This window comes from Citrobacter sp. RHBSTW-00881, from assembly GCF_013728515.1.
GTDB classification, from domain to species: Bacteria; Pseudomonadota; Gammaproteobacteria; order Enterobacterales; family Enterobacteriaceae; genus Citrobacter; species Citrobacter braakii.
In genome coordinates, this window is the sequence record NZ_CP056269.1 from 672,502 (window position 1) to 685,883 (window position 13,382).

A 13,382-nucleotide genomic window follows, 5' to 3' on the forward strand; every position below is an offset into this window, starting at 1 on the left:
TGAATCGGAAATTATGTGTAAGAATATCAAAAGGTTTTGTTTTCATTATTAACTCAGCCTATCAAGAGGGTTAAGCAACATAGCTTCTGATAAATGATCTGGTGCAAAGTGTGCATATCGCATTGTCACTTTAATGTCTGTGTGCCTAAGTATACGTTGAAGCACTAGTATGTTGCCGCCGTTCATCATAAAATGAGACGCGAAGGTATGACGCAAAACATGCGTAAGTTGTCCAGCTGGCGTCTCAATGCCTGCACGTTGCATAGCTTTTCTAAAAGCTGAATAGCATGGTTTAAAAAGCAACTGCGCCTTCCTGCTTGATGGTAGCTCAACCTGTGATTTTTCAGTTATCGGAACCGCGCGATTTTTCTTGCCTTTGGTTTCTACGTAGATGATCTGGCCGGCGCGGATTTGGTTTCCTTTCAAACCTTCTGCCTCACTCCATCGTGCGCCAGTTGCCAAGCAGATTTTCACAATGGTAGCCAGGTCTTTGGAGCGGCTTTTCTCACATTCAGCGAGGAGGGTTCTAATTTCCTCAATGGTAAGATACGCCATCTCCGACTCACTGATTTTAAACTCGCGCATATTCTCTAACGGATTTGGAGCGGTCCATTCGTCCAACCGGCGCAGTTCATTAAACATCGCCCTGAAATACGCCAGTTCTAAATTTACTGTGCGAGGCGTAACCGTCTTCACTCGAGTGGAGCGGGTTATTTTTCCACTTAATCGCTGCTCGCGATAAGATGCAAAAATCTTGGCGTTAAACTCGGTTGCTAGTGGGTTTCCCATCGACTCACAGGCGAACGCCATTGTGGTTCGCCGCTTCTCACCATCAGCCAAAGTAATACCATGCGTGTTAAACCACAATTCAACCAGTTCGATTACTCGCCGCTTATCTGCTTTCTCTCCCAGCCAAGGCTTATCCTGAGCCTGTTCTTTTACAAACTTCTCATAGGATTGTGCTTCACCCTTAGTTGCAAACTGGCGGCGTATCCTTTTGCCGTTACGGCCGTTTGGGAAAACCTGAGCCTGCCATTTACCGTTGCTTAATTTGCTGACTGCCATAGCTTAACTCTGGTTTGTTGAACGCATTAGGCTTTGCCAGTGTTCCTCACTGAGGATTTTAAGAGGGACGCCTTTATTGTCGCGGTAGTCAATAGCCTGCTCAATTTTTCTACCAAAACTTTGGAATTTCCAATCTTTAGAGCTAAGTGCTCCTATGATGAGGTAATCCAAATCTTGGGTTACGCGATCTGATATTTTACAACCTAGTTTAATTAGGTCGGCTTCACACTGGCGGCGAGAGCCACATAAGAACTTCCCTGTGAGGCACACCTTGCTGCTTTCTGAGGTGAACTTTTCTATGAAGTCCACTGGTGACGTTGTCGAATACCCGTCTACTATGCCCTCAGAGATGTTAGAGCCTGTGAACGCGGTGATCTCCTGTAATAATTCAATGCGTTCGTCCCCAGTTATTATCCCGTCACTGAGAATTTCTCTGACTAATTCATACAAATGTTTACCAGGATAGTTATTTTTAAGGCAAGCATTAGTGGAGAGGAACCAATTAAGATAGCTAATTTCGTCATTACTCAGATGATAATCAGAAGCCATTCCTTTGCATAACCCTTCTAGTAGATGCTTGTCTGAATCAACAGAATAAAGGTCAATATTTGGAGTGTCGATTAGGCCGCGCTGCATCTCAAGCAGTAATTCTTTTAAATCGTCTAGTTCGTTTTGTTCAACGATACCATCAGAGAGAATGTCTGTAATCTTATCTCTAATGCAACCCACATAATAGTTTTGAGAAATTATTTCTGATTCTAATAACCATGTATCAAGAAAAATCATTTCCTTTTCACTAACTTTTCCATCGCAGGTTATACCTTCGATAATGTTAATAAGGTTTGCTATGGCTTTATCTCTATTATTTGAGTAGTTTAATGCGCTGAACTGACTCATTTTAAATCTCCTTATTCCATAAACTCAGTTTTGCTGATGACTTTTCCGAGAACCTTGATTTCAGATACAGAGCATTCAAATGATGCTTTGCCGTTCTCTACGCGTATACGGCCTCCTGGGAAGCGGTAAAGCTCTCGTACACTCGCGATTCCATCAATTTCAATAAACCAGAAACCGTCTACCAGCTCGCCTTCATAGCTGTCTGCTAGATATGTTGTTTTATCAGCCGTCAAAATGAATGGTGATGTTAAGCCGTCGGGAATGGTTGACCTATCAGTTATGATTTCTTTTTGGGTAGCAATGTTCCCATTTGTGATGTCTATGTGTTTTAGATGCACGGTTTCGTGATCGCGCCCATCCACAAATTTATTGCCAGTGCCCGTACTTAGCCAGATTAATGATGCGCCCGTTTCGAGATGGCAAACTATGACCCAATCAGCCGGGAATGTGTCGCGCGCATACCTGTTCGCCATGGTGCTCTGAGATACACCTAATTGATTACATAGGGATATTCTGGTCGTAAACCCATAGGCTTCAAGGATGCGCCCTATCACCTCTTTACCACCTCTATTCTGGAATATAAAATCTCGAATCAAGCTGATATCATCATTTTTCGTTAAGCTTGTGGTTGACACGTTCATTTGGTGATCCTAATATCTCGATTCAAGATGTTGTGAATAGTGTGAAACAGTGACGAGTAGTAAGTTCGTCGCTCAAATTGAGGAATAGTGCATCATGAATCGTAACTTTTCAATGCGCCCCAGCATCAATCTTGTGGTGTCTGAGCTATTCATCACACTGGATGAGTTCTGTTGTCGCACTGGCTACAAGCTTAGCTATGCCCGTCAGATGATCCGCGAGGGTCGTTTACCTATCCGCAAGAAGGAACGCTCAACCAATGGTTTGCATTTCGTCACAGCATCTACCAGATTCTTATCAAAGTTGCACTGGGTGTCAGTGTTAGAACATACCTTTGGAGTTTCAGCTGCTTTTTCATCGTCACCACTGCCAACGAAATACATGATTATTCCCACAATGATAATCAGTATCAGACAGCCGCTAAGTTTCTGCTTTGCACCAAAGCCAGGATCTTTTACGCCACAGTGTGGGCAGGTCTTTGCAGAGGTTGATACTTCTTTTTTGCATTCTTTGCATTTAGTGAGTGCCAGAAACATTTCCTTATAAATTTTGCGCCTGAATCATAACCAGCCATGAGCAAAATGTAAAAAATGGGCATGGTGTTGGATTAGGATGCGGACGAGGAGGGGGGCTCTTTTGGCATGAGGGGACAAAAAGGGGACACTGACTATTTAAAATAAAAAAGCCACCTTCTCAAATGTGGCTTAATTATATGATTTTAAAGCTAAAATTTGGTGGCCCCTGCTGGACTTGAACCAGCGACCAAGCGATTATGAGTCGCCTGCTCTAACCACTGAGCTAAGGGGCCGTGGCGATGGATTATAAAGTAACTCCGCGTTGCAATCCAGACATAAGCGTACGGATGCTGTTTTTATAAACAATGTATTTTCAGTCCGTTATACTTGTTCCTCTGATGTATTGATGGGAGTAATTATGGTTAAGGACATACTGGCGCCGGGGCTGCGGGTGGTGTTTTGCGGCATCAATCCGGGGTTGTCTTCCGCAGGTACAGGATTCCCCTTTGCACATCCCGCTAATCGCTTCTGGAAGGTCATCCATCAGGCGGGATTTACCGATCGCCAGCTCAAACCCGAAGAGGCACAACACCTGCTGGACTTCCGTTGTGGCGTGACTAAATTTGTCGACAGACCGACGGTGCAAGCCAATGAAGTGAAGCTACAAGAGATGCGCAACGGTGGTCGTAAGCTCATTGAGAAAATAGAAGAGTATCAGCCTGCTGCACTCGCAATCCTTGGGAAGCAGGCATTTGAGCAGGGCCTCAGCCAGCGTGGGGCGCAGTGGGGAAAACAAACGCTGACTATTGGCGCGACGCAAATATGGGTTTTGCCGAATCCCAGCGGGTTAAGTCGGATTACGCTGGATAAACTTGTGGAGGCGTATCGGGAAGTGAATGACGCCCTGGCCAGGCGGGGACTATAAAGAAAAACGCCACCTTGCGGTGGCGTTTATGCTTATGCGGCGAGATTAATCGTCGAGGAAGCTACGCAGCACTTCAGAGCGGCTCGGGTGGCGCAGTTTACGCAGCGCTTTCGCTTCGATCTGACGGATACGTTCGCGGGTAACGTCGAACTGTTTACCGACTTCTTCCAGCGTGTGGTCGGTATTCATATCGATACCGAAACGCATACGCAGAACTTTCGCTTCACGGGCGGTCAGGCCAGCCAGAACGTCGTGCGTTGCGGCACGCAGGCTCTCGGTGGTAGCAGAATCCAGCGGCAGCTCGAGGGTGGTATCCTCGATGAAATCACCCAGATGCGAATCTTCATCGTCGCCGATCGGCGTTTCCATGGAGATAGGCTCTTTAGCGATCTTCAGCACTTTACGGATCTTGTCTTCCGGCATCAGCATGCGTTCAGCCAGCTCTTCCGGCGTCGGCTCGCGGCCCATCTCTTGCAGCATCTGACGGGAGATACGGTTGAGCTTGTTGATGGTCTCAATCATATGTACCGGGATACGGATGGTACGTGCCTGATCCGCGATCGAGCGGGTGATCGCCTGACGGATCCACCAGGTTGCATAGGTAGAGAACTTGTAACCACGACGGTATTCAAACTTATCAACCGCTTTCATCAGACCGATGTTACCTTCCTGAATCAAATCCAGGAACTGCAGACCACGGTTGGTGTATTTCTTGGCGATAGAGATAACCAGACGCAAGTTCGCTTCAACCATCTCTTTTTTCGCACGGCGGGCTTTCGCTTCACCGATGGACATGCGACGGTTGATGTCTTTAACCTGCTCGATGGTCAGGCCGGTTTCTTCTTCAATCTGCTGCAGTTTCTGCAGTCCGCGGTGAACATCATCTGCCACGTCGTGCAGTTTTTCAGACCACGGTTTGTTCATCGCGATTGCCGCGTTGAACCAGGTTTCGCTGGTTTCGTTGCCAGTGAACAGGGTGATGAAGTTTTTCTTCGGCATTTTGCACTGCTCAACGCAGAGCTTCATGATCAGACGTTCCTGAGTACGCACGCGGTCCATCATGACGCGCATGCTGTTTACCAGGTAGTCGAATTGCTTCGGCACCAGGCGGAACTGTTTGAACACTTCAGACAGCTTCTGAATTTCTTCCTGCGCGGCAGCATGGCTGCGGCCTTTCGCTTTGATGGTGTCGCGAGTGATTTCGTACTGAGTACGCAGTTCACCGAATTTTTCACGCGCTAATTCAGGGTCGATGCTGTTGTCGTCATCGCTGCTGTCGTCATCATCTTCTTCATCTTCGTCTGCATCGTCATCCATCTCTTCCTGAGAGAGCTCAGAACCGACGTGTGTCGCCGTTGGCGCCATGTCTTCTTCCGCGTTCGGATCGACAAAGCCGGTGATCAGATCGGAAAGACGCGCTTCTTCAGCTTCTACACGATCGTATTGCTCAAGCAGGTAGGTGATGGCTTCCGGGTATTCGGCAACGGAGCATTGAACCTGGTTAATCCCGTCTTCGATGCGTTTAGCGATGTCGATTTCGCCTTCACGGGTTAACAGTTCAACGGTACCCATTTCACGCATGTACATGCGGACCGGGTCAGTTGTACGACCGATTTCGGACTCAACGCTGGACAGAACCTGGGCAGCCGCTTCTTCCGCGTCTTCATCGGTGCTGTTGGAGGTTTCAGCAAGCAGCAGATCATCGGCATCAGGTGCTTCTTCCATCACCTGAATACCCATGTCATTGATCATTTGGATGATGTCTTCGATTTGATCTGAATCGACGATATCTTCCGGCAGATGGTCATTGACCTCGGCATAGGTCAGATAGCCTTGCTCCTTACCACGTTGGACAAGTAGCTTCAGCTGTGACTGCGGGTTTTGCTCCATAAGACGGTATCCACACTTAATTCGTTTGATTGGTGTTGGGCGGTAAAACCGCCAACGGCAAAACGAGGGCATACTTATATTTTGCCGCTGCCTCTCCGTGCGGCTGTCGGGGGCTTCCCGAGCGATATTCGGCAGTTAAGCCGTTAAATACTTTTGTCTTTCTGTTATTTCTTGGCCAGTTCCTGGTTCAGCGTCCAGAGTTCCCGGCGTTCTTCGCTGCTTAAACCGTGTGTGCGCTCACGAGCTATCAACTCTTCCTGGCGCAGCTCAAGCATCGAATCAAACATATGGTTGAGTGAGTCGGTGAAGGTTTTTTCTGCGATATCTTTATCTGCTATATCGTCCCACATCGACAGTTTTTCAAGGGTCGCAGCATCATTTGTGCCACGATAGTGTTCTAAAAGTTGTCCGGTGGTCAGACCTGGCTGAGCCAGACAAGTGTTGACCAGTTCTCTGAATAAGCCAAGTCCAGGCAGTTTATTGCTATCCAGTGCGCCTAACGGCGGAACCAGCGGGGCGAGACCCGGGTTCTGTACCAGCAACCCTATAAGTATACGCATGGTCGTACGTTTTAGCTGTGGAACAGGGCGGGAAGCCCCATTTTCTGCCAGTTTTGGCATTAAACGTTCAAGCTGGCTGTCATCCAGAATGCCGAGCTTGTTTCCCAACTCCTGTCGCAGATAAATGCGTAACGTTTCGCCTGGTACCTGAGTAATCAGCGGTAATGCCAGCGTGCTGAGCTGTGCGCGTCCGTCCGGGGTACTCAAATCCACCTGCGGCATCAGGCTGTTAAATAAAAACGCGGAGAGTGGCAGCGCCTGCTCCATCCGGGCTTCAAAGGCCTCTTTCCCTTCTTTACGCACCAGCGTATCGGGGTCTTCGCCGTCAGGTAAAAACATAAAGCGTAGCTGGCGTCCGTCTGTCATATAGGGCAGTGCGGTTTCCAGCGCGCGCCATGCTGCGTCGCGTCCGGCACGGTCACCGTCGTAACAGCAAATTACGTTGTTCGTCGCGCGGAACAACAACTGGATGTGATCGGCGGTGGTTGACGTCCCAAGGGATGCCACTGCGTAGTTAATGCCGTATTGCGCCAGCGCCACCACATCCATATAGCCTTCTACCACTAACAGGCGCTGCGGATCGGCGTTATCCTGCTGGGCTTCATAAAGGCCATACAGCTGGCGACCTTTATGGAAAATATCGGTTTCCGGGGAGTTGAGATACTTCGGCAGGGCATCGCCCAGCACGCGTCCACCAAAACCAATGACTCGACCACGTTTGTCGCGGATGGGGAACATCACCCGTTCGCGGAAGCGATCGTAACTGCGTCCCTGATCGTTGGTGACCAACATTCCCGCATCGACCAGCGATTTACGATTCTCAGCATTGCCGCCAAACCGTTTCAGGACGTTGTCCCAGCCGGGGGGCGCAAAACCAATAGCAAAACGGGTGATAACGTCGCTACTTAATCCTCGCTTTTCCAGGTACTGGCGCGCGGGGGTAGCGGCGGGTTGCATCAAAGACTGTTGATAAAAAGTGTTCAGGCCGTCCATCAATTGATAAAGGCTTTGCCGTTGATGGCGCTCTATCTGACTAGGGCCACTGCCTGCTTCATAGGGCACTTCAAGGTTGTGCATTGCGGCCAGTTCTTCGACGGTTTCCACAAACTCGAGCTTGTCGTAGTTCATGAGAAAGTCGACGGCGTTGCCATGTGCGCCACACCCAAAGCAGTGATAAAACTGTTTTTCACCGTTTACGGTGAAAGAGGGGGTTTTTTCGTTATGGAACGGACAGCACGCGTGATAATTTTTGCCCTGTTTCTTCAGCTTTACCCGCGCGTCGATGAGATCGACAATGTCGGTTCTTGCCAGCAGGTCATTTATAAATACGCGTGGAATTCGTCCAGCCATATGCCCCGTTTATTTTTTATGACTTATATACACAAAATCATTCAAGATGCATCAAGACGGCAAGGGAGCGAATCCTCAGGAGCGTACATCAGTACGTGACTGGAGGGAACGACTGCAGCCAACGCAGAGGCAGCTTGAATGATGACGCGTATAAACGAAAACAAGCCGCGCATTCCTTCCGGAAGCACGGCCTTACAACTACAACTCTGTCTGAATTGAGAGCCTTGGCTCTCAATGGATTAGTACAGACGAGTACGGCGTGCGTTTTCGCGAGCCAGTTTCTTCGCGTGACGTTTCACAGCAGAAGCTTTAGCGCGCTTACGTTCAGTAGTCGGTTTTTCATAGAACTCACGACGACGAACTTCCGCCAGAACACCTGCTTTTTCGCATGAACGCTTGAAGCGACGCAGTGCTACGTCGAACGGCTCGTTTTCACGTACTTTAATTACCGGCATGTAACTCTCACCTTTATAAATTCGGTTTGCCGCTGGCATCAACGCCAGCTTATTTCAAAATGGTGCGGAATTTTACTGCAATTGCTGCTGCTTTGTAAAGCACCGACGCGATTTTGAAAGGGACTTTTATAAGGATAAGGAGTATACACGAGCGGAACTCCTGGGGCGAACAAAGTTTTACATCAACCCGCATTGGTCCTACACTGCGCGGTAATAGAGCGAGGTAAAACAAGTCATGCGTGTACTGGGTATTGAAACATCCTGCGATGAAACCGGCATCGCCATTTACGACGATGAAAAAGGTCTTTTAGCCAACCAATTGTATAGTCAGGTGAAATTACACGCTGACTACGGCGGCGTAGTGCCAGAACTGGCCTCGCGCGATCACGTACGTAAAACCGTACCGCTGATCCAGGCCGCGCTGAAAGAAGCGGGACTGACGGCAAAAGAGATTGATGCGGTGGCGTATACCGCAGGTCCTGGTCTGGTTGGCGCGCTGCTGGTCGGCGCAACCGTAGGACGTTCGCTGGCGTTCGCCTGGGGCGTACCGGCAATTCCTGTGCACCATATGGAAGGGCATCTGCTGGCGCCGATGCTGGAAGATAATCCCCCTGCTTTCCCGTTCGTTGCGCTGCTGGTTTCCGGCGGTCACACGCAACTGATCAGCGTCACCGGTATTGGGCAGTATGAATTGCTGGGTGAATCGATAGATGATGCCGCCGGTGAAGCGTTCGATAAAACGGCCAAGCTGCTGGGGCTGGATTATCCTGGCGGCCCAATGCTGTCAAAGCTTGCATCGCAAGGCGTTGAAAAACGCTTTGTCTTCCCGCGCCCGATGACCGACCGTCCGGGTCTGGATTTCAGCTTCTCCGGCCTGAAAACTTTCGCCGCGAATACCATTCGTAATAACGAAAATGACGATCAGACGCGTGCAGATATCGCCCGTGCGTTTGAAGATGCTGTGGTTGATACGCTGATGATCAAGTGTAAACGCGCGCTGGATCAAACCGGTTTTAAACGTCTGGTGATGGCGGGGGGCGTGAGCGCTAACCGTACGCTGCGTGCAAAACTGGCCGAGATGATGCAAAAGCGTCGTGGCGAAGTGTTTTACGCGCGTCCGGAATTTTGCACCGATAACGGGGCGATGATCGCCTACGCGGGCATGGTGCGTTTTAAAGCGGGTGCAACGGCGGATCTTGGCGTGACCGTGCGTCCTCGCTGGCCGCTGGCGGAATTACCGGCGGCATAAGTACATAATATTGTAGGCCCGGTAAGCGTAGCGCCACCGGGCAATACTCTACTCCCGCAGCATCCCTTTCTCTTCCAGAAACGCGATAATTTTTTCCAGACCCTCTCCGGATTTTAAATTACTAAATGTCCACGGACGCTCGCCGCGCATGCGTAGGGTATCGCGTTCCATCACCTCCAGCGAGGCGCCCACGTAAGGGGCCAGATCGGTTTTATTGATCACCAGAAAATCAGATTTGGTGATCCCCGGGCCACCCTTACGCGGGATCTTCTCACCTTCGGCAACGTCGATCACATAGATCGTCAGATCCGCTAATTCCGGGCTGAAGGTGGCGCTCAGGTTATCGCCGCCGCTTTCCACAAAAATCAGATCCAGATTGCCGAATTTCTCGCTCAGCGCCTCTACGGCGGCCAGATTCATCGACGCATCTTCACGGATAGCGGTGTGCGGGCAACCGCCGGTTTCCACGCCGACGATCCTGTCTGGCGCCAGTGCGCCAGCCTCGGTGAGAATGCGCTGATCTTCTTTGGTATAGATATCGTTGGTTACCACCGCCAGTTGATAGCTGCTGCGCATGGATTTGCATAACGCTTCCAGCAGCGCCGTTTTGCCGGAGCCAACCGGGCCGCCAACGCCCACGCGCAGGGGATGCTTGTTGTTACTCATTTTTTCTCCTCAGGAGCGGAATAATCGGGAATATTGGGTTTCATGCCGGGCAGATGCGATGGCCGCCAACGGCGTTGCTGAGCCGAGGCTGGCGTCAGGACACGCCAGCGCCTGTGCCAGACCTTGCGCATACCGATTGCAGAGCGCAATGATCAAACGCTGGGCCGCCTGCTGCCCAAATGGAACCAGTTTGACGCCAGCCATCACTGCGCTCTCAATCCAGCTGTAGCCGAGGCTTAACGCCAACTCCGTCAGGGGGATTTTCCAGCGCACGCCTAGCCAGGCCATACCGCAGAGTTGGCTGTCGACAAAGAGCGCGCGCCACTCCCGCGAGCAATCCGCTTCCCAGTCGGTGACCAGCCGCGTAAACGCCGCGCCCCGACTGCGTTCTTCATCCCGTAGTTCGCGGGTTTCCCGACAGGCCAACAGGTAAGCGCTCCAGCGGCGTGCAGCAGCGAGATCGTCCTGCTCGCAGGCGCGATACAGTCTCGCCAGTAGCGGTAGGTCGACGGTAAAGAAGTTCTGCTCCATCTGCTGGATTTGCCAGTCAGAGAAGTCATCGGCGCTTTTCACCCAGCCGATTTCAACCGCCCACTCCAGACCCTGGGACCAGGTAAACGACCCCACCGGGAGAGCGCTGCTGGCAAGCTGCATCAGACGCAGCTGTTGGATGTTATGCATCAGTGCGCATGGGCGTGATGATGCCCGTGTGATTCACTGGCATAAGCGCCTGCTTCCGGTTCAAACGGTAGTTGAGCAAACGTCACCTCTAGGTTGAACTGGCGCAACATGGTGTCCAGCACATGATCGTGATGGTAGCGCAACTCATCCGGCAGAATTTGCAGCGGGACGTGGCGATTGCCGAGGTGATAACAGGCTTTGGCGAGCAGGAAAGGATCGGCGCAGCGCACCACGGAAACCGACTCCGGCGCGGCGATCACTTCGATCACCTCGCTGCCATCTTCGGTGGTCAGCAGATCACCACTGCGTAACAGCAAACCGCGCGGAAGCATTAGCCCGGCTTCGCGACCGTCGTTCAGCGTCACTCTGGCACGGCTTTTTACTCGAATATCAATGGGTAGCGTGACGCTTGCGGTGACGCGATGGGCGTGGTCAAGGCGTTGGGTCAGGTAGATCATCGTCACTCCTCAAAACAGGAAATAGCGTTGCGCCATCGGCAAAACGTCTGCCGGTTCGCTGGTGATAAGTTCGCCATCAATGCGCACCTCATAAGTCTGAGCATCGACGGTAATATTGGGTTGCAGGTCGTTGTGGATCATGTCGGCCTTTTTCACCGTCCGACAGCCTTTGACGACGGCGATGGCGCTTTGCAAATTGAGCTGCTGCGGGATGTTTTGCGCGTTAGCGGCCTGCGAAATAAAGGTCAGCCGAGTACGATGCCGCGCCGCGCCAAGTGCGCCGAACATCATGCGGTAATGCACCGGCTGCGGGGTGGGGATCGAGGCGTTGATATCGCCCATCGGCGCACACGCGATCATCCCGCCCTTTACGATCGTCGCTGGTTTTACGCCAAAAAAGGCTGGGGACCACAGCACCAGATCGGCCAGTTTGCCAGGCTCAACGGAGCCAACTTCGTGGGCGATGCCGTGGGTTAGCGCCGGGTTGATGGTGTATTTGGCGACGTAGCGTTTAACGCGCTGGTTGTCGTTGTCGCCTGTTTCTTCTGCCAGCGGACCACGCTGAACCTTCATGCGGTGCGCCACCTGCCAGGTGCGCAGGATCACTTCGCCCACGCGCCCCATCGCCTGTGAATCGGACGAGGTCAGGGAAAACGCGCCAATGTCATGCAGCACATCTTCGGCAGCGATCGTTTCCCGGCGAATACGTGATTCGGCAAAGGCCACGTCTTCGGCGATATCCGGATCGAGGTGGTGGCAAACCATCAGCATGTCGAGATGCTCGTCGATGGTGTTGACGGTATAGGGCAGCGTCGGGTTAGTGGAGGAGGGCAGAATATTCGGATGCGCGCAGGCGGTGATGATATCCGGCGCATGGCCGCCGCCCGCGCCTTCGGTGTGGAAAGTATGAATGGTGCGATCGCCAATCGCCGCCAGCGTATCTTCAACGAAACCGGACTCATTGAGCGTATCGCTGTGCAGCGCCACCTGGATATCCATCTCCTCTGCCACTTCCAGGGAACAGTTGATGGCGGCTGGCGTAGCGCCCCAATCTTCATGGATTTTCAGGCCAATGGCGCCCGCGGTGATTTGCTCGCGAAGGGCGTCAGGATTTGAGCCGTTGCCTTTACCCAGCAAACCGATGTTAACCGGCAAGGCGTCTGCCGCCTGCAGCATGCGCGCGATGTACCACGGACCCGGCGTGCAGGTGGTGGCGTTAGTTCCTGCTGCCGGGCCGGTGCCTCCGCCGATCATCGTCGTTACGCCGGAAACCAGCGCCTCCTGTGCCTGCTGTGGGCAGATCCAGTGAATATGCGTATCCACGCCGCCCGCGGTGACGATCTTGCCTTCCCCGGCGATGACTTCAGTTCCCACGCCGATCGGGATCGTGACGTCGGGCTGAATATCAGGATTACCCGCTTTGCCGATGGCGAAGATCCTGGCGTCCTTGATGCCGATATCCGCTTTCACGATCCCCCAGTGATCGACGATCAGCGCGTTGGTTATCACCAGGTCCACACACGCTTGCGCGCGCATTTGTCCCTGGCCCATGCCGTCGCGGATCACTTTCCCGCCGCCGAATTTGACCTCTTCGCCGTAGGTGGTGAAGTCTTTTTCCACCTCAATCCACAGGTCGGTATCCGCCAGACGTACCTTATCGCCGGTGGTTGGGCCAAACATGTCGGCGTACGCCTGCCGTGAAATTTCACTCATCATTTGCCTCCAGCGCGCCCATCACTTCGCTGCGAAAACCCACGATCCTTTGTGCGCCAGCGACGCGTACCAGTTCGACTTCGCGTTTTTGTCCCGGCTCAAAACGTACCGCCGTGCCCGCAGGAATGTTTAGACGAAAGCCGCGTGCAGCCCGCCTGTCAAAGCGCAGCGCCGGGTTCACCTCGGAAAAGTGATAGTGCGATCCCACCTGGATGGGTCTGTCGCCATGGTTTTCCACCACGATCGTACAGGTTTCCCGCCCCTGATTGAGCGCGATATTGCCTTTGGCTATCTGATATTCACCAGGGATCATTGCCGC

13 protein-coding genes, 1 tRNA gene and 1 pseudogene are annotated in these 13,382 nt (G+C 52.0%); 3 read left to right on the forward strand and 12 right to left on the reverse strand.

Annotated elements, in window-relative coordinates; genetic code table 11:
- Positions 1 to 48 precede the first annotated feature (48 nt).
- From HV311_RS03300 to HV311_RS03310, 3 genes are read right to left on the reverse strand one after another with little or no spacing between them, the layout of a single operon-like run.
- Complete coding sequence (locus HV311_RS03300; protein WP_103767093.1) at positions 49 to 1,065, reverse strand: phage integrase; 1,017 nt, start codon at positions 1,063 to 1,065, stop codon at positions 49 to 51.
- A gap of 3 nt (positions 1,066 to 1,068) precedes the next feature.
- A complete protein-coding gene (locus HV311_RS03305; RefSeq protein WP_191220705.1) occupies positions 1,069 to 1,962 on the reverse strand; it encodes a BRCT domain-containing protein in 894 nt (297 codons plus the stop codon).
- A gap of 11 nt (positions 1,963 to 1,973) precedes the next feature.
- Complete coding sequence (locus HV311_RS03310) at positions 1,974 to 2,597, reverse strand: phage repressor protein CI (RefSeq protein ID WP_103767161.1); 624 nt, start codon at positions 2,595 to 2,597, stop codon at positions 1,974 to 1,976.
- A 100-nt stretch (positions 2,598 to 2,697) separates the two neighbouring features.
- Between HV311_RS03310 and HV311_RS03315 the strand changes: the two are divergent.
- A pseudogene (locus HV311_RS03315) lies at positions 2,698 to 2,850 on the forward strand (regulator); the annotation flags it as partial.
- A 483-nt stretch (positions 2,851 to 3,333) separates the two neighbouring features.
- On the opposite strand, the gene HV311_RS03320 reads toward HV311_RS03315, so the two are convergent.
- A tRNA-Ile gene (locus HV311_RS03320) sits at positions 3,334 to 3,409 on the reverse strand.
- 125 nt (positions 3,410 to 3,534) lie between these two features.
- Here HV311_RS03320 and mug point away from each other — a divergent pair.
- On the forward strand, positions 3,535 to 4,041 hold the full coding sequence (gene mug / locus HV311_RS03325; protein WP_103767095.1) for a G/U mismatch-specific DNA glycosylase: 507 nt from the start codon (positions 3,535 to 3,537) through the stop codon (positions 4,039 to 4,041).
- A 45-nt stretch (positions 4,042 to 4,086) separates the two neighbouring features.
- Here the strand turns inward: mug and rpoD are convergent, their stop codons facing one another.
- From rpoD to rpsU, 3 genes are all read right to left on the reverse strand, one after another.
- The gene (rpoD, locus tag HV311_RS03330) at positions 4,087 to 5,931 is read right to left on the reverse strand and encodes an RNA polymerase sigma factor RpoD (RefSeq protein ID WP_016154549.1); all 1,845 of its coding nucleotides are present in this window, start codon (positions 5,929 to 5,931) and stop codon (positions 4,087 to 4,089) included.
- Between the two features lie 164 nt (positions 5,932 to 6,095).
- Positions 6,096 to 7,841: a DNA primase gene (gene dnaG, locus HV311_RS03335; protein WP_019077713.1), complete on the reverse strand. Its 1,746-nt coding sequence runs from the start codon at positions 7,839 to 7,841 to the stop codon at positions 6,096 to 6,098.
- 239 nt (positions 7,842 to 8,080) lie between these two features.
- Complete coding sequence (gene rpsU, locus HV311_RS03340; RefSeq protein ID WP_001144069.1) at positions 8,081 to 8,296, reverse strand: 30S ribosomal protein S21; 216 nt, start codon at positions 8,294 to 8,296, stop codon at positions 8,081 to 8,083.
- Positions 8,297 to 8,531: 235 nt separating this feature from the next.
- Here rpsU and tsaD point away from each other — a divergent pair, with 235 nt between their 5' ends.
- Positions 8,532 to 9,545, forward strand: a complete 1,014-nt coding sequence (tsaD, locus tag HV311_RS03345; protein ID WP_003024694.1) for a tRNA (adenosine(37)-N6)-threonylcarbamoyltransferase complex transferase subunit TsaD — start codon at positions 8,532 to 8,534, stop codon at positions 9,543 to 9,545.
- A 48-nt stretch (positions 9,546 to 9,593) separates the two neighbouring features.
- Here tsaD and ureG read toward each other — a convergent pair whose 3' ends face one another.
- Genes ureG through HV311_RS03370 form a run of 5 tightly spaced genes read right to left on the reverse strand, consistent with a single transcriptional unit; the run spans position 9,594 to position 13,376 of the window.
- Complete coding sequence (ureG, locus tag HV311_RS03350) at positions 9,594 to 10,211, reverse strand: urease accessory protein UreG (RefSeq protein ID WP_019077712.1); 618 nt, start codon at positions 10,209 to 10,211, stop codon at positions 9,594 to 9,596.
- Between the two features lie 9 nt (positions 10,212 to 10,220).
- On the reverse strand, positions 10,221 to 10,892 hold the full coding sequence (locus tag HV311_RS03355; protein ID WP_016154546.1) for an urease accessory protein UreF: 672 nt from the start codon (positions 10,890 to 10,892) through the stop codon (positions 10,221 to 10,223).
- Entirely contained in the window at positions 10,892 to 11,350 is a 459-nt protein-coding gene (gene ureE / locus HV311_RS03360; RefSeq protein ID WP_094168675.1) for an urease accessory protein UreE, read from the reverse strand. The genes HV311_RS03355 and ureE overlap by 1 nt, the downstream gene beginning before the upstream one ends.
- A gap of 9 nt (positions 11,351 to 11,359) precedes the next feature.
- Positions 11,360 to 13,063 carry an urease subunit alpha gene (gene ureC / locus HV311_RS03365; RefSeq protein ID WP_181627439.1) on the reverse strand — a complete coding sequence of 568 codons (1,704 nt, stop codon included), beginning with the start codon at positions 13,061 to 13,063 and terminating at the stop codon, positions 11,360 to 11,362.
- Positions 13,056 to 13,376 carry an urease subunit beta gene (locus tag HV311_RS03370; protein WP_016154543.1) on the reverse strand — a complete coding sequence of 107 codons (321 nt, stop codon included), beginning with the start codon at positions 13,374 to 13,376 and terminating at the stop codon, positions 13,056 to 13,058. The genes ureC and HV311_RS03370 overlap by 8 nt, the downstream gene beginning before the upstream one ends.
- Positions 13,377 to 13,382 lie beyond the last annotated feature (6 nt).